Genomic DNA, 24,648 nt, shown 5'->3' on the forward strand with positions numbered 1-24,648 from the left:
TTGTTCAATTCTTTATATAAACATTATACCACCGCTTAATTGTAAGTAATACCAATAATAAACTCACCAACAATAAAACCACTCTAATAATTACGGAGACATTCATTTTAAAAAGAAAAAGCCCCCCAAGTACAATTCCAAAGTATAATAGATTATACCATGTTAGCACCAGTTTCTTATTTACCAGTTTATTTTTAATAAAATAAGGAATAAATAATACGGTGTTTAAAAAATAGGCAATCACAAAGGCTACTCCTCTGCCAATGGCTCCATAATCAACAAGTAAGTAACTGAATGCTATTGCCGTAATACCCCAGAAACCATTACTAAAAACACTAAACCACATGAAATTACCTGCAGCAAAATTTCTGGCAATACCCTGTTTTTGTGAATTTATAATAGTAAATATAGAAACTAATATTGTCGTAATATACATATCATTGTTATGATACTGTGATCCAAATAAAGAGGAAAATACCTCAGGTAAAAAAACAGTTGGCAGACATATAATTAAACCAAAAAACATTGGATGGATTATATTTAGAAATTCAAACTTTTTATTTCCATTTCCAAAGTTCTTCATAGCGTAAGGATAAAAAACCTGTCCAATAATACTCAATAAAATCATTGAAATTTGTGAGTAGTTATTGCTGGCATTAAAAATACCCATTTCGTATAAACCATTATGATTTCTCTTTATCAAAATACTATTACAAATTAAAATAATTGGGTTAACCATTAAACTGCTAATGAATGCAGGTAAGCTAAATTTTAGTATAATATCAAAATTTGATTTTATATTATCAAGAGAAAACCATATTCCATGTTCTTTGCATACTTTTCTAAGTAATATCGCGGAACATAGCCATATAGAAAAATTAGTGATTAGAAGTGCAAAAGCAAATCCATTCACTCCATATCTTTCCGTTAGTATAATAATTAAAGGAAAGGATAATAATCCATTTACAATATTAATTATAGAAATGGATTTAAAGTTTTCAAATCCTGCCAATGCACCGGTTTGCAAACCATTCAGAGAAGAAAATAAAATAGCAATAGAACAATACAACATAGGTTGCCATATTTCTTCTTTGCCTGTCAATAATACACAAAGCTCCTTATTAAAAAATAAAGAACACACTAACACAAGTATGGCTAGTAAAAAAGAAGATAATCGTACTAAAGAAAATATTTCACTTGTTTTTCTCTTATTTTCATGAAGATTTATAGCAATGTATTTAGTGGCAGTAACTCCAAAGCTTGCAAGACTTAGCAATGAAAAAGTGGTAATATAGGATTGTAGAATCCCAATATTACCAAAATCAGCTACGGACAATTCTCTTGCAACAAAAAACATTGCTAGAAAGCCTAATCCTTTAGAGGCTATTACTCCTAAGAAAGACCAAAAAATACCTTTTATAAGCGTATTTTTTTTAAAATCGTTAATAAGATTTTTAATTTTTATCATTAAATATTAATGATTATAATTTAACGCCACAAAAATCTATAACGATTTTATCGTCAGCAATTTCCAACTTCTTAAATTCATTATGAGCAACAAGGAAAACAATGATATCCGCCTTCTTTACTGCATCTTTGTAATCTGTTAATTTAAAAATCTTGTGTTCTTGTACATTAGGTTCAACAATAAACAAGTCAGCATCTCCTGAATCTTGTAATACCCTTTCTGCAATATGAATAGCTGGAGATTCTCTCAAGTCATCAATATTGGGTTTAAAAGCAAGTCCCATAATAGCTATAGAAGGTTGACGCCCTTGTTTTAATTCGAATTCTAAACGTGCTGTCTTAATTTTTTCAGCACACCAGAATGATTTATAATTATTAGTTGCACGGGCTTGCGCGATGATACGAGATTCCATAGGGAAATCAGCAACAATAAAGTACGGATCAACAGCTATACAATGTCCTCCTACTCCGCAACCTGGTTGTAATATGTTTACACGTGGATGTTTGTTCGCCAATTGAATTAGTTCCCATACGTTAATACCTGCTTTATCACAAATCAATGATAATTCATTAGCAAATGCAATCTGAACATCTCGAGAGGAGTTTTCAGTTAACTTACACATTTCTGCAGTTCTAGCATTTGTCGGATGAAGGTCTCCCTTAACAAATTGACGGTAAAATTCAAGTGCTTTTTCGGTAGATTCTTTATTTACACCTCCAATTACACGATCATTATGAACCAGTTCATACATTACGTTCCCAGGAAGTACTCTTTCTGGACAATAAGCCAAATAAATTTTATTTTCCAATTCCGGACGCTCTGAAAAAATGTATTCCATCATTTTTTCGGTAGTCCCAATAGGGGATGTAGATTCAATAATATACAAGTCTCCCTCTTTTAATAGAGGGATCAACACCTTTGTGGCTGCTTTTACATATGAAATATCAGGTTCATGATTTCCTTTAAATGGTGTTGGAACGACAACCAAATAAGTATCAGCAATCACTGGTTTTGTGTCCGCCTTTAAATAGCCATTTTTAACTGCATCTGCCACAGCTTCATCTAAATCCGGCTCTACAATATGAATTTTACCAGCATTAATGGTATCCACTACATGTTGAGAAATATCTACTCCATGTACTGGTATGTTATTATTAGCAATTAAAGCGGATGTTGGCAATCCGATATATCCTAAACCTATCGTTACTACTTTTGGTTGCATACTTTTATTTTAAATATTACTATTTTGTTTAATGAATTGGACAATACGTTGACATGCCTTTCCATCACCATAAGGATTATGCAAGGCACTCATCATTTGATACCGTTGGGTATCTGTCAGTAAATTTTGTGCTTCAGAAACAATTTTGTTTTTATCAGTTCCTACTAGAATTACCGTCCCAGCATCTACAGCTTCAGGACGTTCAGTTGTATCACGCATTACTAATACTGGTTTTCCTAAGCTCGGAGCTTCTTCTTGTACGCCACCAGAATCTGTAATAATCATATATGATTGTGTCATTAACCAAACAAAAGCCGGGTATGCTAAAGGATCAATTAACTTAATATTATCTATTCCTGATAAAATTTCATAAACAGGCCCTTTAACGTTTGGATTTAAATGTACAGGATAAATAATCTGAACATCAGAATTTACTACCGCTATTTCCTTTAATGCTTCACAAATATTAATAAAACCTTGTCCGTGATTTTCTCTTCTGTGTCCGGTTACTAATATTAATCTTTTGTTAGTATCTACAATATTTTTTAGAGATTCAATCTCATCGTTTTCTATTTTCGTAACTCTTTCTGAGCTATCCAATAATGCATCAATTACAGTGTTCCCGGTTACTAGGATATCTTTCTCAGCTACACTTTCCGAAATCAGATTGCTTTTTGACTGCTCAGTAGGTGCAAAGTGATAATCAGCAATACGTCCTGTAACCTGGCGGTTTATTTCTTCTGGAAATGGAGATCGTTTGTTATGAGTTCTTAAACCAGCTTCTACGTGACAAACTTTTGCACCGGAATAAAATCCAGCTATACTTGCGGCCATAGTGGTTGTAGTATCACCGTGAACATAAATAAAGTCAGGTTGAAAATCGTCCAAAACAGATTTCATTTCTGTAATAATATCTGCTGTTAATGAATATAAATTTTGATTAGGTTTCATCAAATTTAAATCATAGTCAGGTTTGATATCAAAGAATGACAGAACCTGATCAAGCATTTCTCGATGTTGTGCAGTCACACAAACCTTGGTTTCAAAATCAGCATTCTTTTTAAACTCTTTTACCAACGGAGCCATTTTTATAGCTTCAGGACGTGTCCCAAAAATGATAAGATTTTTAATTTTCATAAGTTAATTTCCCATTCTTTTTTTAATAAATCTATGATGAACTCTTAATATTAAAGTTACAATCATCAAAAAACACGTGCGATTTTTAATTTTGCTAATCTACCGCACAGTAATATAATTTTATTTTTTAGGGTTATAGTCTAGAATCGTAATGACTTAAAAAGCCTTTAACATCATAAATGACTCCCTCTTCCTTTAAAAGTTTTGATAAATCAACGTCTAAAAATTCCTTATGAGATACAGTAAGTACTATGGCGTCAAACTTTTGAGAGCTTATTCTACCATTAATTTGTTCAATATCTTTAATGATTTCAAATCCATACTCCTCTTTGACCTCCTCATTTTTTGCCCAAGGATCATAAGTTGTGACTTCTACACCATATTCTTCTAATCCCTGAATAACGTCAATAACTTTAGAATTACGGATGTCCGGACAATTTTCCTTAAAAGTGATACCCAGGTTTAAAACTCTTGCACCCTTTATTTTAATATCTCTTTTAATCATCAACTTAATAACCTGAGAGGCTACAAATGCCCCCATAGAATCATTTAGTCTTCTTGCTGCCAGTATTAATTCTGAATAATATCCTATTTCCTGAGCTTTTTGTGCTAGATAAAAAGGATCTACCCCTATACAATGCCCCCCAACCAAACCAGGCTTAAAGGGTAAAAAATTCCATTTAGTTCCAGCTGCCTCTAAAACATCATTAGTATCAATGTTCATAAGCGAAAAAACCTTAGCTAATTCATTTATAAAAGCAATATTAATATCCCTTTGGGAGTTTTCAATAACTTTAGATGCTTCTGCAACCTTAATGGATGGAGCCAAATGTGTTCCAGCATTAATGATTGACTTATATAAGTCATCTACAATAATTGCAACTTCTTTTGTAGAACCTGATGTTACTTTCAAGATATTTTCTACAGTATGATTTTTATCTCCAGGGTTTATACGTTCTGGTGAGTATCCTGCAAAAAAATCTTCATTAAATTTTAAACCAGATACTTTTTCTAACACTGGAACACACTCTTCTTCTGTGACTCCGGGGTATACTGTGGATTCGTAAATAACAATGTCACCTTTCTTCAGAACTTTTGCTACCGTTTCTGAGGCTTTATATAATGGTGTTAAATCGGGTCTGTTATGTTTATCAACAGGTGTAGGTACTGTGACAATATAAATGTTTGCTTCTTTAATATCATCTACTTCTGATGAACAATACAATCCTTTTTGTGAGATGTTAGAGTTTGAAGCCTCTTTAAAAGGGTTTGTTTTAGATAAGACAGATTGTAGTATATTGTTATCTACTTCTAATGTATGATCTGTGCCGTGATTTAACTCTTCGATTCTTTTCTGGTTAATATCAAAACCAACAACTGGATATTTCGTAGCAAATAAACGTGCTAATGGTAACCCAACATATCCTAAACCAATTATACTAATTCTAATCTGTGTATCCATCAATATTGTACCTTCTAAAAGTCACTCCTAATATTATAATATCTCTTGTTAATCCCATAGCTTAGTAACAAAATTATTTTTTAAATAATCTTTGCCACCAGCTTTCCTTTTTATCTTTAGTATATCCATATCCATAACCATAATTATATCCATAACCTCCAGCACTTTTGGATACATCATTAATAACAAAGGATACATTAGAAAGTTTAGAATCTTTAACTAAATCATTTGTAAAATCTATTAATACATTTCTTGACACCCCAGACCTTACCACGTAAAGAGTTGTATCCGCAACATCTGCAATATTAAGAGTATCCGATACTAGTACAAGGGGTGCAGAGTCGATAATAATATATGCATATTGTGATTCCATTTGGTGGATAAGTTTTTGGTATCTACCATTAGAAAGAAGTTCCTGAGGATTAGGAGGAATACTTCCAGCATAGATTACATCACAATTTGGATTGGTATCTGAAGTATGAATAAGATCTTGGACATTAGTTGATTCATCGTATAGATATTCTGTAAGCCCCTTTCTTTTCACTGGTTCACTATCATAACGCTGAATCTGCGGATTTCTGATATCAGAACCAATAAGTAGAGCCCGCCCATTTTTATTTCCTAATGTAAGTGCTAAATTAACTGATACTAAAGTTTTTCCCTCTCCCTTAACAGATGATGTAACCATAATAATTTTAGCTGATTCCTTAACAGGTAGCACAAATTTAAGATTGGAAACCAATACTCTGAAAGATTCTGCTAATTCAGAAAAATCATTTTTTTGCACTAAATGATTTTCTTTATCATTTAATGTTGGTATATCTGCTAAAATACCTAAAGAAGAACGCTCCTTAATATCGTCACGATTATAGATTTTATCATCCCACATAAAGAACAAATAAAATATGGCAAAGGGAAGCAGTATTCCAAGGAACAGAGCTCCCAGAAAAACAATACTCTTTTTAGGTGATATGGGAATATCATCGGTAAATGCGGGATTTACAATTTTTGCTTTTGGAACATTTACAGATAAGTTGATTGCATTTTCTTCTCTCTTCTGTAATAAAAATAAAAATAGTTGCTCCTTAAGATTCTGCTGACGCTCTATTCCACGATACACTTTTGATTGTCCAGGTACCTTCTCAATAAGTCCGTTACTTGTTGCAATCTGATTATTAAATTGTGATATAGTTGCCTGCACAGTCTCCTTTTGCTGGCGAATATTCTCACGAACAATCTCTTTTAATGAAGCTATTTCTTTATTCATTTCCACTACAGCAGGGTTTTCATTAGTCGCCTGCTTTAGTGTTTTATTTCTGGTAATAAGAAGTGTATTATATTGAGAAATAGCTTGTTCCAGTGAAAGATTGAGTCCAAGATTGGAAGGCATGAGCTGGTTTCCACCTTTTGCAGCTTCTTGCGCTAAAGAGTTCAAAAGCTCCAGCTGCGCTTGTTGCTGTAAAAGCGCTTTGGTATTATCGTTTGTATTTTGAAGTGCCAATTGTGCCTGGATTTCAAGATCAACGATACGATTGCGATTCTGGAAATCCTCCTTTTGATTTTCTACTCCAGATAGATCACGGGTAATAACCTCTAACCTTTTATCAATAAATTCTTGTGTATTTTTTGCCTGTAAATTTTTATCTCTCAGACCATCCAAATTATATTGCTTTGTGACTTCATTTAGAATAGCTTCTGATTTTTCCGGAACTCCACCTATCAAACTGATATCCATCAACAATGCTTTTTGATCCGGTAGATCTACTTTAATCTTTTCCTCTAATTTTTTAACTCTCTCAATCGGATTCCAAAATACTATTATATATTTTGAACGAAATTTAATTCCAGAATTTTTATGTAGAATAACTGTTCCGAACTTCAAATGTAGAGGTTTGTCAAATTCTCCTTTAAACTCAGCTTTCTTATCATCAATTAATGTAAATTGATGATCACCTACTTCACTAACATTATATTCTGCAGATTTAAATTTCTTTTCATTTTTAAATGAAAGTATTTTACCTGTAATCGGTATCTGTGTAAATAATTCCGAATCCTTAATTTCTCCCGCACTAAAGTATTGAACACTTAGGTTTAAGTTTTTAACAACCTGCATAAGTATTGGACGGGATGTAACTACAGCTACTTCACTTTTCATCTCATCAGCATTTCCTAAGCCTATCCCCAAATTATCCAAATCCGCAAGTGCAGAAGTAAGATCTGTTTCCTTTTTATCAAATTTAAGAGTAGTTTTTGATTGATATTGAGGAATAGAATATCTTAGATAGATGTAGGCTCCAATCATAAACATTAAAATGGATCCAATAAACCAGGGCCATTTTCTTAGATATTGCCCGATAATTTTCTTTATATCTAATACTTCTTCTTTTTCCTGAAATTCTATATGCTGCATGTTCTAGTTTATCGGGTTAAAGAAATAACGAGGGTTGCTGCTGCCAATGCTGAAGCAATAATTTGAAATGTAAGAGCTCTATTTGGATTAGAGTTTGCCTGTATTTGCTTATTATGATCAGGTTCTACATAAAGAACATCATTTTGTTTCATGTAGTAGTAAGGTGAATTTACTATATCCGATCTTGATAAGTCTAAATTAACAACCTGATCCGAACCATCGTCTCCTGAACGAATAAGTTTTACGTTTGTACGATTTCCAAAATCTGTCATATCTCCCGCAAGACTTAATGCCTGAAAGATATTAAGCTTTTGTGTAGGACTTTCTTTTTGGCCAGGAAGCTTAACCTCACCTAAAACACTAACATTGAAATTTTTCAAAGTAATGGTAACTAAAGGATCTGTAAGATATCTTTTTAAACGGGACTCTAATTCCTGCTTTAACTGTATTTGTGTCATCCCTTTTGCATAAACATTTCCTAACACAGGAAAATTAATATATCCTTCTTCATTTACCATATACTCACTGGGTTGTACATATTGAGTTATACCATTTGGAGACTCACTTCCAACACGATTTGCAGTATTTAGGTTAAATGGTTTTACTGCTATCTCATCAAGCGCAGAAACGAGAATCAGAAGCACATCACTTTCTTGTATATGTAACCCCTGAAATTTTGCTTTAGCCACTTCCTCCTCCATATTATGCTGTGCCATATATACCATATTTTGTTTAGGCTTGCAAGATGCCAAAACCGCTGACAAAATTATAAGGTAAGTAATAATAGTTTTATTCATGATATTATTTAATCTACTGTCGCTTGACTTTAATTTTATTTATTGATTACATTCCGTACAAGCTATTTTTTTCTACTAATTTGTGATTTAATGTTCACCTGCTGGTGACAATCTATTCTAAAATTTTATTTATTAATTTTTAATCAATGCCAATATCCCCACAGTTATTGAAGCAATTACAGAGGCAACAGAAATGTAAAGTCCAGTATTAGGATCTACCCTAGCTGCTTTTTCCCTGTTAGCATTTGGCTGAACATATACTACATCATTTTGTTTCAGATAGTAGTAAGGAGAATTTATAAAATTAGCACTTGTAAGATCTATTCTTTCTTTGCTGATCTGTCCGTCAACATTTCGAACAATTAAAATATTATTTCTTACTCCATATGCAGTTAAATCTCCTGCTAGACCAATCGCACCTAATAAAGTTGTATTTCCATCAGGTATTACATAAGTTCCGGGTTTAGCAACCTCACCAAGAACAGAAACTTTAAAATTAATCAGTTTTATGTCTACAATAGGACTTTTTACGTACTCCGAAATTAATCCCGTAAGCTTGGTTCTTAATGTTTCAATATTTTCGTTTTTAGTGCTTATTTTTCCAATCTGAGGAAAAACAATATCACCATTGGTATCTATAACATAAGTCGGTCCTGACATAGGAACCTGTTGAGGAAGATTATTGGAACTCGGCAAAGTATACTGAGCAACTGTACTAGCTGAAGAATAATTCTGATTAAAAGGCTTTACTACATCCATATCTTTTGCTGAAACTGTAATAATTAATTGATCCCCAGGCTGAAAATCAACTCTGCTATTTTTAATCGAATTTTCGAGTGTAATACTATCAATATCTTTCATATAATTGATATCCTGTCTCGTTGTACAAGAAAACATTGCTAAACTTACAGCACCATAAATAAAATACTTTAAACTCATTCCTGATAATTTTTCCACAAAAATAGGATAATTATTTTTTTACAAACTATTCATTGATTTCATTGCACTCAATTACTCTTCTACTAATGGTTCTTTATCCAAAATTTCAAACTCGGAGTTATTGCTTATAAACTCCTGAACAATAGTTTTTAAAATTCTAACTACCTGTAATTTATCTCTTTTAACAGCAGCTAATATAATCTGCTTGCATAGCATATCCACCTCATCGAATTCCATTATAGGATCTCTTGAGATCAAAATCTTTTCATGGTGTGTAGGAATGGTAACAGTATTATTACTTAAAAGTTCCTCATATAATTTCTCTCCCGGTCTTAAACCAATGAAGGTAATTTTTATATCTACATCTGGCGTATAACCAGATAGTTTTATCATTCTTTTAGCAAGATCTAAAATCTTAACAGGTTCACCCATATCAAATACATAAATCTCTCCTCCATTACCCATAGTTCCTGCCTGAAGTACAAGTTCACATGCTTCAGGAATTGTCATAAAATAACGAATAATGTCCGGGTGAGTAATCGTAACGGGACCTCCCTTTTCTATTTGCTTTCTAAAGTGAGGAATAACCGAACCGTTTGATCCCAATACATTCCCAAAACGCGTAGTAATAAACTTAGTAGTATTTCCCGGTGAATTCTGTAAAGACTGAACAAACAATTCTGCTGCTCTTTTTGACGCCCCCATAACATTGGTAGGGTTAACAGCCTTATCGGTAGAAACCATCACAAAACGGTTTACTTTATACTTTTTTGATAATAAAGAAACGTTCTTTGTCCCTAAGATATTTACAAAAATAGCTTCATGCGGATTTTCTTCGATTAACGGAACGTGCTTGTATGCAGCGGCGTGATATACCATTGAGAACTGATAGTCTTCAAACACTTTTTCTAATCTGTAACTGTTAGAAATATCCGCCAGTACAAATTTAAACCGTTGCTCAGGAAATTTTTCCAGAAGCTCTAATTCCAATTCATATAATGGGGACTCTGCCTGATCAAGAACTACAATTAATGCAGGATTGAACTGCGCAACTTGCCTAACAATTTCACTTCCAATAGAACCAGCACCTCCTGTAACTAAAACATTTTTATCAAAATGTCTCTTTTTTACGTCTTCACTCTCTATTTTTATAGGTTTACGATTCAATAAATCTTCAATCTGAAGCTGGCTGATTCCTCCAACGAGATCACTATCTCTCATTTTACTAAGTGTCGGAGCTTTCAGTACTCTCAAACCGCTGTCCAAAGCTAAGGTCATCCACTCTTCGATTTCCTGCTTTGTCATAATCTCCTTAATCAACAATACAGCATCAAACTGCTTGATTAATTTTTCGCTTTTAAAAAACTGATTTTTATTATAAATCTTGTAGCCCAATAGTAAAGCTCTGTTTGAGTCCGATCTTCCTGTAAGAAAACCCTGCAAACGATAGGGATAGTTAGGATTATGCATAATGGCGCGAGCCAATGCTACAGAAGCCTCTCCAACGCCTACCACTGCTATTCTTACTTTAGAAGAAGCACCTTTAATATCAATTAGCATATTAAAGAATTGCTTAGTAACCATCCTAAAAAAGAACATGATGGATACCGAAATAAGGAAATACAAAAACAGATTAGGATACAGGAAAAGTGATGTACCCATGGCCATCTGTGAAATGTAATTGATAATCAAAAGACTGACCAATGTACTTCCTGATGATAGTATAATCTTGAAAAAATCAAAGAAAGTAGAATGTCTTATAATACCTGCATAGGTTTTGAAGACATACATAAACAGGATATTAATCCCAATTACTAAAATCCTTTTCTGAACAACATATTCCGGAAAATTAACTTTTACATCCAGATTCCTTAAGAAAAGACGTGAAAGCAAAATTGAAAAAAAGATAATTAAAATATCGATAATGATAACCAACCATCTCGGTATATATCTCAATTTCGTGATTTTCACAATGTTATCGCCATTGTAAAGAGCATTAAAAGCTTCATGCAACTTTTTCATTCAACATTAGGTGATTTTATTAGCGGGGCAAAGGTAATAGATATTATTCATAATTTTAATGCAATTGTTTAATTTCTTTTTTCTACTTTATCTATTTCCAATAAAAACTATTTCTAACACATATTATTGTCTATAAAAAAATTTATATACAATCTCCATACTTTTTACGCTATTTATATCATATTTTCATTGTTTTTCAGATATAAATTTCAAAATATAAATATTGCAAACCACATGCATTTTTCGTGCCACTTACTTTAATTTCTATTAAAATTTTAATTTTTTTTTAAGGAAACAATGTAAGATATTACATATAAAAGTCTTATAAAAACCAATACTAAATTCACAGTATAATTATTATAATTTATTATCCTTAAAATTTCAACAAAGCTATTTTTTTTAAACAGAAAATAAACGGAACGTAAATTACATATATATTAATTCTCAAGAACCTGCAGGATTATTTCATATTCGTACCCCTTGCCTATTAAATAACTGATTGTTTTCGTTTTTCTCTGGTACTCTTTCAGCTCACTGGATTTGGAATAGTGATCATCAAACATCTTTTTAAGGGTTTTAAAATAATCGTCCTCATCTATTTCATTAAAGCAGGATTGAATAAGCTTTTCGGAAATTTGCTTTTGCTTTAAATTCATCCGAATCTTATTTCTCCCCCAGTGCTTTATATAAAACTTTCCCCTGATATAACTTCTTACAAACCTCTCCTCATTCAGATAATTTTCCTGAATCAGATATAAAAGAATCTCCTCTTTAGCTTCGTTGATCAGCATGAATTCTTTCATCTTTTGTTCAACTTCAGCATGACATCGGTCCTGATAAACACAATAGTTAACCAGCTTTTGTTTGATTTCTTCAAAAGTATAAGATTTCTTATCCATATATTATAAAAAAAGAATGAGCAAAGTGCCCATTCTTAGTATTTAAATTGAAGTAAAATTTAGTAATTAAACAAAGCTTTCCCTTCCATTAATTCATTTACTTTCTTTTTTACAGATGCAATAACTTCTTCATTCTTGATATTATCAACAACCTCGGAGATTAGCTCTGAAATAGTTTCCATATCCTGTTCTTTTAATCCTCTTGTTGTAATTGCTGCCGTTCCTAGTCTGATTCCAGAGGTTGTAAATGGCGATTTATCATCAAAAGGAACCATATTTTTGTTACATGTAATATCTGCCAGAACTAATGCTTTTTCAGTCTCTTTACCATTAACGCCTTTATTTCTAAGATCCACAAGCATTAAGTGATTATCTGTTCCCCCGCTCACAATATCAAATCCTCTACTGATCATTGCTTTTGCTAAAGCCTGAGCATTAGATTTAACTTGTTTTGCATAAGTCTCAAACTGAGTATCCAAAGCTTCTCCAAAAGCAATTGCTTTACCAGCAATCACATGTTCAAGAGGTCCTCCTTGAATTCCAGGAAATACTGCACCATCTAAAACCTGACTCATCATTTTGATCTCTCCTTTAGGTGTCTTATGACCATACGTATTTTCGAAATCTTTACCCATCATGATCATTCCTCCTCTTGGCCCTCTTAGTGTTTTATGAGTAGTTGTAGTCACTACGTGGCAATGTTCAAATGGGGAATTCAGTAATCCCTTTGCAACCAAACCTGCCGGGTGCGCAATGTCAGCCCACAGAGTAGCACCTACTTCATCTGCCACCTCTCTGAATTTTGCATAATCCAGGTCTCTGGAGTAAGCGGAAAAACCGGCAATAAGCATTTTCGGTCTTTCTCTCAAAGCAACTTCTCTCATTTGATCGTAATCAATCAAACCTGTTTCCTGTTGTACGCCATAAGAAACAACATTATACTGAATTCCTGAAAAATTAACGGCTGAACCATGAGTCAGATGTCCTCCCATGGAAAGATCCATTCCCATAATTTTATCTCCGGGTTTCAAAACGGCAAGGTAAATAGCTGCATTAGCCTGAGATCCGGAGTGAGGCTGAACATTTACATAGTCAACTCCAAAAAGCTCCTTTGCTCTGTTTATTGCTAATGTTTCGACCTCATCTACTACTTCGCATCCACCATAATACCTTTTACCAGGGTACCCTTCTGCGTATTTATTTGTTAATACACTCCCCATCGCCTTCATTACATTATCAGAAACAAAATTTTCCGATGCTATAAGCTCCAATCCATGAGTTTGTCTTTGTTTTTCCTTTTCAATCAGGTCGAAAATAATATCCATTTACTTTTAGTTTTTGAGATTTTTCACCCCAAATGTACGGAATTTTCAACAAGATTTTATTCATAAAAATATGATTTTTGGGATAAAATAATATAAAACACAATTTATTTCTCAATCCCTATCTAGCTTAAAATCTTAGTGAAAAAGTGCCCATCACTTCTTATAAAAAAATATTCCCTGCTATACTAATACAGCAAGGAATACTTAAAACACTTAAAATTTAATTAAAATTCTTCTTCAATAAGCTCCTTATTTACCATAGCACCAACGGTATTTCCAGATCCGACAGCATTTGCTACAGATCTCATCATTGAAGAGCTATCACCACAGGCATAAACACCATACACATTGGTTTTATAAAAAGCATCTGTTTTTATATGGCCTGACTCAGTTATTTCGATGCCTAAATCCTGTGAAACGTTTATATTTTGCTCAAAAGGAACTTTAGCATAGACAGCTTTTAAAGAAACTTTTGATCCGTCTTTAAAGACGACACTTTCAATGATCCCGTTCCTATGCTTCAATTCCGTAATTTCATTTTCATTGATATTAATTTTTTTTTCTTGTAACTTTCTGATCTGATCTTCTGTGAGCTCTGCCTTTCCATTGGTAAACAGAGTAAGGTCTTTCGTCCAATGTGAAATCATTTTTGAAAACTCATAGGCAAAATCGCCATTACCCATAATTCCTGTTTTCTCATTTTTCACTTCGTACCCATGACAATACGGACAGTGTAAAACAGAAATCCCCCAACAATCTTTGAATCCTGGAATAAGTGGCTTTATATCATTAATTCCAGTGGCAATAATCAATTTCTTAGATTTGAATCTTTCTAGTGACTGAGTTTCGACTTCAAATCCGTTATCTATTTTCAGAAGTTTACTCGCAATACCATCATAAAACTTTACAGAACTATATTTTTTCACCTGAGATTTAGCCTCATCACTAATCTCCCGGGGAGTCCTTCCATCTTGTGTCAGAAAATTATGAGAATAAGGTGTTTGCTCATTGCAAGGTTTTCCTCCATCAATAATTAATACATTTCTCAAAGATCTTCCTAAAGCCATTGCAGCTGAAAGACCAGCATAACTGCCTCCAATTATTATAACATCATAAGGGTTTACTTCCATGGTCTGAAATAAAATTTAAGACAAAGATAAAATAATTTTTTAATAATGCAATAAAGTTGCAATAATGAATTATTTCAAAATTCCCTTTTATTATCATCGATCTCATTTTTTAATTTCGGCCTAACATCTATTTTTGCCCGACTGAAACTAAAAATAAGAGTACCTTTTTCTCTGGCAAAAGGATTGGTAATAGAATCAGCTTTTCTTGAAATTTCAAAGTAAGGACCAGTCTCTTTTAACTCATCATCATTATCATTATCTTTTATTCTTATCAAGTTAAAATATTTGTCTTTAAGATCAAACCAGTTGATATAATCGGCATTAAATGAGACAGCTTTTATTCCCATCTTTGAATAATAGTTAATAGCTCCAGCTTGACCATAATTATCACATAAAACTAAAGTCTTTCCTATCTTTGATAATTTATAATATTCTTTATCTACTTTTTGTGCTAATTCTTTCCACCCTTGCATATCTGCAAAATCCTGAGGTAATGAGTGATCCTTTCCATCCTCCCATCTCAACAATCCAAATTTTTTATAACGCTCCGGATTATTCACAATAAACTCAGGACTCTTATTAGGAAACAAAATACGATACATGGGAATAAATAATAGTATGGGAAAAAGTATACAGAGTGGTTTAAGAAATCTTTTCCATCCGCTTTCTAAAATGTGATCCAAATAAGCTGACCCAAAGGCAATATAAACAGGATAAAGACCAATTGCATAATAATCTTTAGCTTTAAAAAAGACAAACAGAGATATTGCAATTACATATCCCCAAAAGAAAAATCTGAACTTTTCAAATGGTTTGTAAAATAACAGGGCGTAGAAAGCCAATATGATAACAAACGTAACTCCTATAAAGAATAGTAATTGAGATTTAAAAAAGTCAAATCTATTCACATTGACCAATTGATTCTCTGAAAGCTGCTTCATATGATGAATAACAGGGAAGTTATTATTATACTGCCATAAGAGATTAGGAAAAATAATAACTAAAGTTACAAGTGCAGCCCAATAGGTGTGCTTGTTTGCAAAGATCTTTCTTTGGCCTGTTAACAAAAGTGCAGGGATAAAACCCAATGCCAGAAAAGCAATATTATATTTATTTAAAATACCCAAACCAAAAATTATCCCACCGGAATAAAGCCATTTTATTTTCTCTGTATATATGTATTTAATTAAAATATAAAAGAATAAAGTCCATAAAAACACTTCCGAAGAGTTAGGCTGAAAAAACATATTTAATCGCAAAAGCACAGAAAATAATAGCCCAAAAGAAGCCAAAATCTGAGCAAACAATCCTCCTTTTAACTCTTCAATGATCTTCCACACCACAACTATAGTCAGCGCCCCAAATAAAGCCGGAAAAAATCTAACCCAGAATACTGATCTACCTAATATTTTAATTAACCATGCCACCCAAGAACTAACTGGTGGAACGGACAAATATCCCCACGCAATATGATCTCCCTGATCAATATGAAGAAACTCATCCCGGTGTAATTCGTATTCGGGGTTAATCAATAAATATTGAAGAATAAATTTTGCAATAATAAAAACGAAAAGAATAAGATAGCTTTTCTTCATAGGTCAAAGTTTGAAATTAAAATTAAGACATTTTAAGCTTCTTATTCATTACATTTTCAAACATTGTTTAACGGAATAGGCAACAACCTTCAGGAGCAAAAAAATCCCGGAAATAAATTCCCGGGACTGTAGATAAAATGTATCTGATTAGTTTATTATTTTTTCTTTTCTTTAAGTTCCTCTTTGTCCTTATCTGATGGGTTCCACACTTTCACTTCAGAATTTTTATCTATTCCTGAAAGAATTTGAACATTGATCCCGTCACTGGCACCTAATTTCACATATACTTTTTTGAATTTTCCATCAGGTTGCTTTACCTCAACAAAAGATCTGTCTTTACCGTTGTTTTTCTCATATTGAATAAGAGATTCATCAAGCAATAATGCATTCTTTTGGGAATTCAATACAATCTCTCCATTTGCTGAAAATCCAGCTCTGATGTATTCATTATTAGGATTGGTTACATCGCCTTCTACAGGAAATTTTATCGTTCCCAGATTGTCTTTTCCCTTAGGAGCAATCATTGTTAATTTCCCCGGAAAAGTTTTGTTCTGCAAGGCACCAATCACAATATTCATTGGCATCCCCTGCTTCAGTTTTCCCGCCTGAGCTTCATCAATCTCTCCCTGAAAGATCAGTGAATTAAGATCGGCAATAGAGCAAATCGTTGTTCCCGCGTTGAAAGAGTTCGCTTCAATAACCTGGCTTCCTACTTTTACAGGAACATCAAGTACCGTTCCTGCAGCTTTTGAACGTATTTGCGTTGTAGCAAAACCCTGAAGTTCAGGAGTTGCTCCGGTTTTCACAATTTGTAATCTCTTCTGAGCCGTCTGGAATTGCTGGTTTGCGTTTTTAAGAGTCTGTTGCTGAGAATACAATTGTTGTTGAGAGTTTAAATAATCCTGCTTGGAAATAACTCCCTGACTATACAATTTCTGTTGCATATCAAATTGTTTCTGCATGTTATCTACATTCAGCTTGGCATTGCTGATCTGAAGCTGCGCATTCTGAACTTCCTGCTGTGCATTGTTTACATCCGCGATATTTGGAATAATCCTAACCGTTGCAACCAATTGTCCCGCAACTACTTTATCCCCTTCATCAACTAAAATTTTATCAATAATCCCTGCAATATTAGGCTTGATCTCGATTTCTTCTTTTGGTATAATTTTCCCTGTCGCCATGACTTTATCATCCATATTCTGGACCGTTGGTTTTCGCGTAAGGAACGCTTCACTCTCTTTAGAATTGGATTTGATCAGATAACCGATTCCCGAGAATAATGCCACTGCAAATAAAAGCCCCAACAGTATATAAATGGCTTTTTTCCAAGTGAATTTCTTTTTCATATATCTAGTTTATTTTTTATTTAAATGGTTTTTATTCAGTTCTTAACGCTTCAATAGGTCTGATTTTAACAGCTCTCTGAGCTGGAATCATTCCGATAATCAATCCTAAAACTACCATCACCGCCATGGCAGCAAATACATTTCCGTAGTTTACCGTAGGATTATAAAATGGAAAGGCATCCTGATTCTGTGTAGCCATATTAAGGACCATCAGGACAAATATTCCCAACATGAATCCTAATAACCCTGAGGATAGTGTAATTACAACACTTTCCAGCAGAATCTGATTTCTTACTTCTGAAGGTTTGGCTCCTAATGCTCTTCGGATCCCTATTTCTTTTGTTCTCTCTTTTACCGTAATCAGTAAGATATTTGAGATCGCAATAACTCCCGCAAGAATCGTAAGTGTTCCTACAATAATTGTTAATAGCTGCATTCCGGTTAAGAATCCGGTTAATTTTCCAAATTCTTTTCCAAGGTTGAAGCTTCCAAATGCATTTGTATCTTCAGGTGAAACTTTATTTTTAAGCTTTAATACCTGTTTTACTTTTTCTTCCACAATCTTTAAATCGGCATCCGGCCTGCTGACAATAGCAAACATATCGATATTGTCTCCCGCATTATACATTTTCGTGTATGAAGAAAGAGGAATGAAAACAGTACGGTCATTTTCAAAACCGCCTCCTTTTTTCACTCTGAAAACACCGATAATATTAAAGAAAAGCCCTTTTATATTTATTGATTTACCAATAGGATTTTCTTTCTTTTTGGAATTAAAAAAGTTTTTATATACCTCTTCTCCGATCACGGCAACATTTTTATTGCCTGATAAATCGGCATCGTTTATATAGCGTCCGAAAATAAGTTTCTTTTCAGAAATTTTATTTCCCACAGGATAATCCCCTGTAAGAGAATAGGTAGCACTTTTCCCGTTTCTTGACATAGATTCTCCGGGTGTTCCTGTAAAACTTCCCCGAGCATTCTGTGGTGAAATGTAATCTATTTCAGGAATTTTTCTTTTAAGCATTTCCATATCCGGCAAGTGCAGTTTCATCTCTCTCCCTTTTGGAAAACCTTCGTATGGAATAGAGGTTTTCTGAGCCCATAGAAAAATAGAATTCGTTGCAAAGCCTGAAAATAATTTATCGAAACCATTCTCCATTCCTTTTGCTGCTCCCAGCAAACTTACGTATAAAAACATACCCCAACCCACCCCGATCATGGTAAGGAATGTCCGAAGTTTATTATTTCTCAGTGAATAATAAATTTCCTGCCAGGTATCCTTTTTAAATAAGATGTTCATTGGTGTTAGTTATGAGTTTGATTTATACTTTTTTTATAATTATGTACGAACATCAGCTATTACTCTGTTCGTAATGCCTCTATAGGTTTAATTTTCGATGCCCTGTAAGCGGGAACAAAACCGGCAATCAATCCTGAAAAAACCAATGCCAGAAATGCCATAAAGATCTCGGTCCAGCCGACACTAGGGTTCTTGATAAAAAATTCTTCAAGACTGTCTCCCATAAGGCTAAGCGCTAAAACTCCCAAACCTACCCCAATTAAACCTGAGATCACAGTGATCACAACACTCTCCTGTACAATTAATGCCACAATGCTTTTTGGTTTCGCTCCAATAGCCTTTCTAACACCTATCTCCTTGGTTCTCTCTTTAACGATGTAAACCATAATGTTACTGATTCCAATGATTCCCGCGATCAAAGTCCCCATCCCGATAAAACCAACAATACCTGTAAGTACAGCCATAAACATAAATGTATCATTCATATTTTCTGCATTATTCCATACCCGGACCCCATTTTCATCGTCAGGAGAAACATTCTTCCTGGCTTTTAATCTATCTTTAAGCTCGTTACCATATTTTATAGCTTGCTGAGGTGTTAGCTTTTCGTTATAGGCTATATAAACCGTTGTTACAGTATCTGAACCTTTTTTCATCTGTTGCAAAGTAGTAATGGGTACTGTAATATGTCTTTCGTCCCAGTCTCCACCGTCGTCGGAAAATACTCCAACTACTTTGAACATTGTTCCGTTAATATTCAGTTCTTTTCCTACCGGACTTCCGTTTTTGATCAAATCTCTCTGTACCATTCGTCCGATCACGGCAACATTTTGTTTTCTTTCAAGATCGGAAGGATTGATATAACGTCCCTCAAGAATTTTCCTGTTTTCAATGAACTTTTCTTCAGGATCTCCTCCGTTAACCTGATAATTCCCACTTTCTTTTCCGTACTTCACCAGCAAACTGGTTTGATACCTTGGAGTTGAATAGCCTACTTTTTCCTTATCTGCTTTAACCAGAAAGTCATAGTCATCATTATTCATGGTTACGTTACGATCCGACTGTAATCCTTTGTAGGCAATGGTTGTTTTTCCTGTAAAGATGGAAATAAGATTTTGAGCATCCCTTGCAAAACCTTCTGTAAAAGCGTTTTGTAAACCTTTACCGATTCCGAAAAGAACGATAAAGATAAACAGCCCTAATGCCACCGTAAATCCGGAAAGCACCGTCCGCAATACATTACTGCGAATGGAACTGAATATTTCCTGCCAACGATCCAGGTCAAACATATTTTTATTTTTTTACTTTTTTAAAGTCAATGTACATTCACTATTTATAGAACAACCTGTTTGATAAATTCATCACTTTCGATAACTCCATCCTTTAAAATCACATTTCTTTTTGTTTGTGCTGCAACATCAGGTTCGTGGGTTACTACAATGATCGTTTTTCCTTCATTATTAATATCCTGTAACAATTTCATGATATCATGGGTTGTTTTTGAATCCAAGGCACCTGTAGGCTCATCGGCCAATACCACTTTAGGATTTGTGATCAGCGCCCTTGCAATAGCTACCCTTTGTTTTTGTCCACCAGAGAGCTCATTGGGAAGATGGGTTGCCCATTGGGCGAGTCCTACTTTCTCCAGGTATTCCATGGCGATCTGATTACGTTCTTTTCGGGGTACGTTCTGATAATATAAAGGGAGAGCAACATTTTCTAAAGCCGTTTTATATCCTATCAGATTAAAAGACTGAAAAATAAATCCTAAAAATTTACTTCTGTATTCTGCAGCCTTTACTTCGGATAAATGCTCGATGGGAACACCGTCCAGCTCATAAATCCCGGAATCCTTTTCATCCAGAATCCCTATAATATTAAGGAGGGTAGACTTTCCGGAACCCGAACTTCCCATAATAGAAACAAACTCGCCTTCGGAAATATTGAGATTAATTCCTTTGAGAACGTGCAGTTTACTTTTCCCTGTATCGTATGATTTGTTTAAATCCTGAATTACTAACATTAAGTGATCTATGTTTTATAGTCAATAAGTAGAAGATATTTTCAATTTGTTACAAGAATCAAAATTTATTGTATTTTTTTAGTGTTTAATATAATACACCTTTATTTATAGTATTTTATGATTTTATGTTTAACTGTAACTTATCAAAAATATTTATTTTATGCTTATTATTGTATCTAAACCAATATCAGTGCTTGTTTCATGTAAATGTGGAAAACTTTTACGATTAAAAGTCAACCAATTAGTGTTTAGCCCTTTCAAAATCGTTTCTTTTTTTCGAACTTTGTGCTTCGCACTAGCAAATAATAAAGACACTTTTCTTGTGAAAAACTTTTAAATATAAGTTCCAACAAATCAAGCTGTTATTTATTCTTTGATTTTTATCCACAGTGATCTAATTAGTTTAATTTAAAGACATTTTTAATATGGGAATTTTTGATAAGAGAGTAAGTTACAAGCCATTTGAATACCCTGAGGTTCTTCAATTTGTAGAAGCGATCAACAAATCGTTTTGGGTGCATTCGGAAGTGGATTTTACTGCAGACATTCAGGATTTTCATTCGCAGCTGGAACCACACGAAAAAAATTCTGTGAAAAATGCTTTACTGGCTATTGCACAGATCGAGGTGTCTGTAAAGACATTTTGGGGAAACCTATACAATCATATGCCAAAACCTGAACTGAACGGTTTAGGTGCTACTTTCGCTGAATGTGAATTCCGTCATTCCGAAGCCTATTCGCGTTTATTGGAAGTATTGGGATATAATGAAGAATTTACCAACGTTATAGCAGTTCCTGCTGTAAAAAAGAGAATAGACTTCTTATCAAATGTTCTGAAACATGCTAATTCTTCCACCCCTAAAGAATATGTTTCTTCTCTTTTACTATTCAGTATCCTGATTGAAAATGTATCGCTTTTCTCACAATTTGCGATCATTCTTTCTTTCACAAGATTTAAAGGATACATGAAAAACGTTTCCAATATTATCGCGTGGACTTCTGTTGATGAACAAATCCATGCTAACGCAGGAATTTATCTGATAAACAAAATCCGCGAAGAACAACCTGATTTATTAACTGATTCAGACATTGAAGATATTTATACTTTAGTAGATCAATCTGTAGAATTGGAAGGTGAAATCTTAGACTGGATCTTTGAATTGGGAGAATTGAGTGTATTCTCAAAAGAAGACTTACTCAACTTTATGAAATACCGTGTTGACGACAGCTTAAAGAAAATCAATATGGATACACGCTACAACATTTCGCCGGAACAATACCGTCCGATGAAATGGTTTGAGGAAGAGGTTTTTGCTAATTCTATGGATGATTTCTTTGCTAAAAGACCTGTTGACTATACGAAACACGACAAGAGTATTACAGCCAACGATTTGTTTTAATTAAACAAGCTCTGTATATAGCTCAACAATCTTTCATTAGAAAGTATCCTTTTCGGATGAAATAAAAACCAAAACACAAAAGATGATTAATGTAATTGTAAGTTATACCGTAAAACCAGAATTTGTTTCAGAAAACAAAGAAAACATTCAAAATTTCCTGAATGATTTCAGACAATTGGATCTGTCGGCATTTGAATACAAGGTTTTTCTTAAAGAAGACGGTGTTACATTCTTACATTATTCTAATTACAGCAATGAAGAGGTACAACATGAGGTTTTGAATACACCATCTTTTAAAGAATTTCAACGATTAAGAGATGAGAGTGGACTTAACGGTTCCCACAAGGTAGAATTTTTAGAATCAATTTAATAACACAAAATTCCTGGATATTACGACATGGATATCCGGGAATTTGAAAATATAACAACTATGGAGGAACAAAATACTAATATATGGTGGCTCAACGAGGAGTCTGAGCAAATGCTAAACAGAGGATATCTGTTAAAAGGGGAAACTGTAGACGGAGCTATCGACAGGATTACCACTGCTGCTGCCAAAAAGCTATACAAACCGGAATTACAACCTGCTTTTAAGGAAATGATCACCAAAGGATGGATCAGTTTTTCCTCTCCGGTCTGGGCAAATATGGGAACACAGAGAGGTCTTCCTATTTCATGTTTCAATGTACACATTCCGGATAGCATTGAAGGGATTACTCATAAAATGGGTGAAGTCATCATGCAGACAAAAATCGGGGGTGGAACTTCAGGATATTTCGGGGAACTTCGTAACAGAGGAACTGCAGTAACAGATAATGGAAAGTCTTCGGGAGCGGTTTCCTTCATGAAATTATTTGATACAGCAATGGACGTAGTATCACAGGGAGGAGTGAGAAGAGGAGCTTTTGCAGCTTACCTGGATATCGACCACGGTGATATTGAAGAGTTCTTATCAATTAAAGATATCGGAAGTCCTATTCAGAATTTATTTACCGGAATTTGTGTTCCTGATTACTGGATGCAGGATATGATCGATGGAGATATGGAAAAACGTAAGATCTGGGCAAGGGTTTTGGAAAGCCGTCAGCAAAAAGGTCTTCCTTATATTTTCTTTACGGATAACGTTAACAGAAATAAACCACAGGTTTACAAAGATTTGGGACTTACTGTAAATGCAAGTAATCTTTGTTCTGAGATCATGCTTCCTTCTACGAGAGAAGAATCATTTATCTGCTGTCTTTCTTCCATGAACCTGGAATTATATGATGAATGGAAAGATACGGACGCAGTGAAGTTGGCTGTTTATTTCCTTGATGCTGTTTTAACTGAATTTATTGATAAAACAGAAGGCAATTATTACCTACAGGGAGCAAGAAACTTTGCAATGCGTCACAGAGCTCTTGGGCTTGGTGTTTTAGGATACCATTCTTACTTACAAAAGAACATGATCCCGTTTGAAAGTTTTGAAGCAACTCAGTTTAATGCAAGAGCATTCAGACATATTAAAGAGCAATCTGAACAGGCATCAAGAGAACTGGCTAACATCTATGGAGAACCTGAATTGTTAAAAGGTTATGGGTTAAGAAATACTACCACAATGGCTATTGCTCCTACGACTTCAAGCTCTGCTATTTTGGGACAAACTTCTCCGGGAATTGAACCTTTCGCATCCAACTACTATAAAGCCGGTTTGGCCAAAGGAAATTTCATGCGTAAGAATAAGTACCTGGCAAAATTATTAGAAGAAAAAGGACTAGATAACGAAGAAACATGGAGAACGATTATGTTGAACCATGGTTCCGTTCAGCATTTAACTGAACTAACTGACGAAGAAAAAGCTGTATTTAAGACATTCAAGGAAATTTCTCCGATGGAGATCATTTCCCAGGCCGCTCAGAGACAACAATATATCGATCAGGCACAATCATTGAACTTACAAATTCCATCTACCATGCCCGTAAAAGATGTAAACTATCTGTACATCGAAGCATGGAAAAAAGGAGTAAAAACATTATATTATCAAAGAAGCTCATCAGTATCTAAGGAAATGATGGTGAACTTTGTATCTTGTTCAAGCTGCGAAGCTTAGACTACAAATAATAAACAATTATATATTGAAGCACGTTTTTTAAACGTGCTTTTCTTATATCTTGTTTTGTAAAGAATT

19 protein-coding genes are annotated in these 24,648 nt (G+C 34.0%); 3 read left to right on the forward strand and 16 right to left on the reverse strand.

The window, feature by feature from the left end:
• Nucleotides 1–4: 4 nt before the first annotated feature.
• The 16 genes from ACNFU2_RS09485 to ACNFU2_RS09560 form a co-directional block, all read right to left on the reverse strand.
• Nucleotides 5–1,468, reverse strand: a complete 1,464-nt coding sequence (locus ACNFU2_RS09485; RefSeq protein ID WP_273649102.1) for an oligosaccharide flippase family protein — start codon at nucleotides 1,466–1,468, stop codon at nucleotides 5–7.
• A 13-nt stretch (nucleotides 1,469–1,481) separates the two neighbouring features.
• Entirely contained in the window at nucleotides 1,482–2,690 is a 1,209-nt protein-coding gene (gene wecC / locus ACNFU2_RS09490; RefSeq protein WP_273649104.1) for a UDP-N-acetyl-D-mannosamine dehydrogenase, read from the reverse strand.
• Nucleotides 2,691–2,699: 9 nt separating this feature from the next.
• Nucleotides 2,700–3,827 carry a non-hydrolyzing UDP-N-acetylglucosamine 2-epimerase gene (gene wecB, locus ACNFU2_RS09495; RefSeq protein ID WP_306613953.1) on the reverse strand — a complete coding sequence of 376 codons (1,128 nt, stop codon included), beginning with the start codon at nucleotides 3,825–3,827 and terminating at the stop codon, nucleotides 2,700–2,702.
• Between the two features lie 133 nt (nucleotides 3,828–3,960).
• Nucleotides 3,961–5,289 (reverse strand): nucleotide sugar dehydrogenase, encoded by a 1,329-nt coding sequence (locus ACNFU2_RS09500; protein WP_273649107.1) that lies wholly within the window; start codon nucleotides 5,287–5,289, stop codon nucleotides 3,961–3,963.
• A gap of 73 nt (nucleotides 5,290–5,362) precedes the next feature.
• Nucleotides 5,363–7,699: a GumC family protein gene (locus ACNFU2_RS09505; protein WP_273649109.1), complete on the reverse strand. Its 2,337-nt coding sequence runs from the start codon at nucleotides 7,697–7,699 to the stop codon at nucleotides 5,363–5,365.
• 8 nt (nucleotides 7,700–7,707) lie between these two features.
• The gene (locus ACNFU2_RS09510; RefSeq protein WP_228456987.1) at nucleotides 7,708–8,415 is read right to left on the reverse strand and encodes a polysaccharide biosynthesis/export family protein; all 708 of its coding nucleotides are present in this window, start codon (nucleotides 8,413–8,415) and stop codon (nucleotides 7,708–7,710) included.
• Nucleotides 8,416–8,628: 213 nt separating this feature from the next.
• Entirely contained in the window at nucleotides 8,629–9,435 is an 807-nt protein-coding gene (locus ACNFU2_RS09515) for a polysaccharide biosynthesis/export family protein (RefSeq protein ID WP_273649111.1), read from the reverse strand.
• Nucleotides 9,436–9,507: 72 nt separating this feature from the next.
• A complete protein-coding gene (locus tag ACNFU2_RS09520; protein ID WP_273649113.1) occupies nucleotides 9,508–11,457 on the reverse strand; it encodes a polysaccharide biosynthesis protein in 1,950 nt (649 codons plus the stop codon).
• 437 nt (nucleotides 11,458–11,894) lie between these two features.
• Nucleotides 11,895–12,356 (reverse strand): regulatory protein RecX, encoded by a 462-nt coding sequence (locus tag ACNFU2_RS09525; RefSeq protein WP_273649115.1) that lies wholly within the window; start codon nucleotides 12,354–12,356, stop codon nucleotides 11,895–11,897.
• A 59-nt stretch (nucleotides 12,357–12,415) separates the two neighbouring features.
• Complete coding sequence (gene glyA, locus ACNFU2_RS09530; protein WP_273649117.1) at nucleotides 12,416–13,681, reverse strand: serine hydroxymethyltransferase; 1,266 nt, start codon at nucleotides 13,679–13,681, stop codon at nucleotides 12,416–12,418.
• Nucleotides 13,682–13,905: 224 nt separating this feature from the next.
• Nucleotides 13,906–14,811 carry an NAD(P)/FAD-dependent oxidoreductase gene (locus ACNFU2_RS09535; protein ID WP_172280057.1) on the reverse strand — a complete coding sequence of 302 codons (906 nt, stop codon included), beginning with the start codon at nucleotides 14,809–14,811 and terminating at the stop codon, nucleotides 13,906–13,908.
• A 74-nt stretch (nucleotides 14,812–14,885) separates the two neighbouring features.
• The gene (locus ACNFU2_RS09540; protein ID WP_273649119.1) at nucleotides 14,886–16,406 is read right to left on the reverse strand and encodes a glycosyltransferase family 39 protein; all 1,521 of its coding nucleotides are present in this window, start codon (nucleotides 16,404–16,406) and stop codon (nucleotides 14,886–14,888) included.
• A 155-nt stretch (nucleotides 16,407–16,561) separates the two neighbouring features.
• Nucleotides 16,562–17,755 (reverse strand): efflux RND transporter periplasmic adaptor subunit, encoded by a 1,194-nt coding sequence (locus ACNFU2_RS09545; RefSeq protein WP_172280061.1) that lies wholly within the window; start codon nucleotides 17,753–17,755, stop codon nucleotides 16,562–16,564.
• 31 nt (nucleotides 17,756–17,786) lie between these two features.
• Nucleotides 17,787–19,058 carry an ABC transporter permease gene (locus ACNFU2_RS09550; protein WP_172280064.1) on the reverse strand — a complete coding sequence of 424 codons (1,272 nt, stop codon included), beginning with the start codon at nucleotides 19,056–19,058 and terminating at the stop codon, nucleotides 17,787–17,789.
• 59 nt (nucleotides 19,059–19,117) lie between these two features.
• The gene (locus ACNFU2_RS09555; protein WP_172280065.1) at nucleotides 19,118–20,347 is read right to left on the reverse strand and encodes an ABC transporter permease; all 1,230 of its coding nucleotides are present in this window, start codon (nucleotides 20,345–20,347) and stop codon (nucleotides 19,118–19,120) included.
• 44 nt (nucleotides 20,348–20,391) lie between these two features.
• Nucleotides 20,392–21,081, reverse strand: a complete 690-nt coding sequence (locus ACNFU2_RS09560; protein WP_172280066.1) for an ABC transporter ATP-binding protein — start codon at nucleotides 21,079–21,081, stop codon at nucleotides 20,392–20,394.
• A 425-nt stretch (nucleotides 21,082–21,506) separates the two neighbouring features.
• On the opposite strand from ACNFU2_RS09560, the gene ACNFU2_RS09565 reads away from it, so the two are divergent.
• The 3 genes from ACNFU2_RS09565 (at nucleotide 21,507) to ACNFU2_RS09575 (ending at nucleotide 24,570) form a co-directional block, all read left to right on the forward strand.
• A complete protein-coding gene (locus tag ACNFU2_RS09565; RefSeq protein ID WP_172280067.1) occupies nucleotides 21,507–22,481 on the forward strand; it encodes a ribonucleotide-diphosphate reductase subunit beta in 975 nt (324 codons plus the stop codon).
• Nucleotides 22,482–22,563: 82 nt separating this feature from the next.
• Nucleotides 22,564–22,851, forward strand: coding sequence for an antibiotic biosynthesis monooxygenase (locus tag ACNFU2_RS09570; protein ID WP_172280068.1), 288 nt, complete (start codon nucleotides 22,564–22,566; stop codon nucleotides 22,849–22,851).
• A 27-nt stretch (nucleotides 22,852–22,878) separates the two neighbouring features.
• Nucleotides 22,879–24,570, forward strand: a complete 1,692-nt coding sequence (locus ACNFU2_RS09575; protein ID WP_262888817.1) for a ribonucleoside-diphosphate reductase subunit alpha — start codon at nucleotides 22,879–22,881, stop codon at nucleotides 24,568–24,570.
• Nucleotides 24,571–24,648: the final 78 nt, after the last annotated feature.

Origin of the sequence: Chryseobacterium sp. PTM-20240506, assembly GCF_048296755.1 — a bacterium.
GTDB lineage: Bacteria > Bacteroidota > Bacteroidia > Flavobacteriales > Weeksellaceae > Chryseobacterium > Chryseobacterium proteolyticum.

Coding starts and splice junctions, on each gene's coding strand:
- ACNFU2_RS09515 (WP_273649111.1), bottom strand. CDS start 9,435: ATGAGTTTAAAGTATTTTATTTATGGTGCTGTAAGTTTAGCAATGTTT.
- glyA (WP_273649117.1), bottom strand. CDS start 13,681: ATGGATATTATTTTCGACCTGATTGAAAAGGAAAAACAAAGACAAACT.
- ACNFU2_RS09505 (WP_273649109.1), bottom strand. CDS start 7,699: ATGCAGCATATAGAATTTCAGGAAAAAGAAGAAGTATTAGATATAAAG.
- ACNFU2_RS09500 (WP_273649107.1), bottom strand. CDS start 5,289: ATGGATACACAGATTAGAATTAGTATAATTGGTTTAGGATATGTTGGG.
- ACNFU2_RS09565 (WP_172280067.1), top strand. CDS start 21,507: ATGGGAATTTTTGATAAGAGAGTAAGTTACAAGCCATTTGAATACCCT.
- ACNFU2_RS09510 (WP_228456987.1), bottom strand. CDS start 8,415: ATGGCACAGCATAATATGGAGGAGGAAGTGGCTAAAGCAAAATTTCAG.
- ACNFU2_RS09535 (WP_172280057.1), bottom strand. CDS start 14,811: ATGGAAGTAAACCCTTATGATGTTATAATAATTGGAGGCAGTTATGCT.
- ACNFU2_RS09555 (WP_172280065.1), bottom strand. CDS start 20,347: ATGTTTGACCTGGATCGTTGGCAGGAAATATTCAGTTCCATTCGCAGT.
- ACNFU2_RS09540 (WP_273649119.1), bottom strand. CDS start 16,406: ATGAAGAAAAGCTATCTTATTCTTTTCGTTTTTATTATTGCAAAATTT.
- ACNFU2_RS09560 (WP_172280066.1), bottom strand. CDS start 21,081: ATGTTAGTAATTCAGGATTTAAACAAATCATACGATACAGGGAAAAGT.
- ACNFU2_RS09545 (WP_172280061.1), bottom strand. CDS start 17,755: ATGAAAAAGAAATTCACTTGGAAAAAAGCCATTTATATACTGTTGGGG.
- ACNFU2_RS09550 (WP_172280064.1), bottom strand. CDS start 19,058: ATGAACATCTTATTTAAAAAGGATACCTGGCAGGAAATTTATTATTCA.
- ACNFU2_RS09570 (WP_172280068.1), top strand. CDS start 22,564: ATGATTAATGTAATTGTAAGTTATACCGTAAAACCAGAATTTGTTTCA.
- ACNFU2_RS09575 (WP_262888817.1), top strand. CDS start 22,879: ATGGATATCCGGGAATTTGAAAATATAACAACTATGGAGGAACAAAAT.
- ACNFU2_RS09520 (WP_273649113.1), bottom strand. CDS start 11,457: ATGAAAAAGTTGCATGAAGCTTTTAATGCTCTTTACAATGGCGATAAC.
- ACNFU2_RS09485 (WP_273649102.1), bottom strand. CDS start 1,468: ATGATAAAAATTAAAAATCTTATTAACGATTTTAAAAAAAATACGCTT.
- wecB (WP_306613953.1), bottom strand. CDS start 3,827: ATGAAAATTAAAAATCTTATCATTTTTGGGACACGTCCTGAAGCTATA.
- ACNFU2_RS09525 (WP_273649115.1), bottom strand. CDS start 12,356: ATGGATAAGAAATCTTATACTTTTGAAGAAATCAAACAAAAGCTGGTT.
- wecC (WP_273649104.1), bottom strand. CDS start 2,690: ATGCAACCAAAAGTAGTAACGATAGGTTTAGGATATATCGGATTGCCA.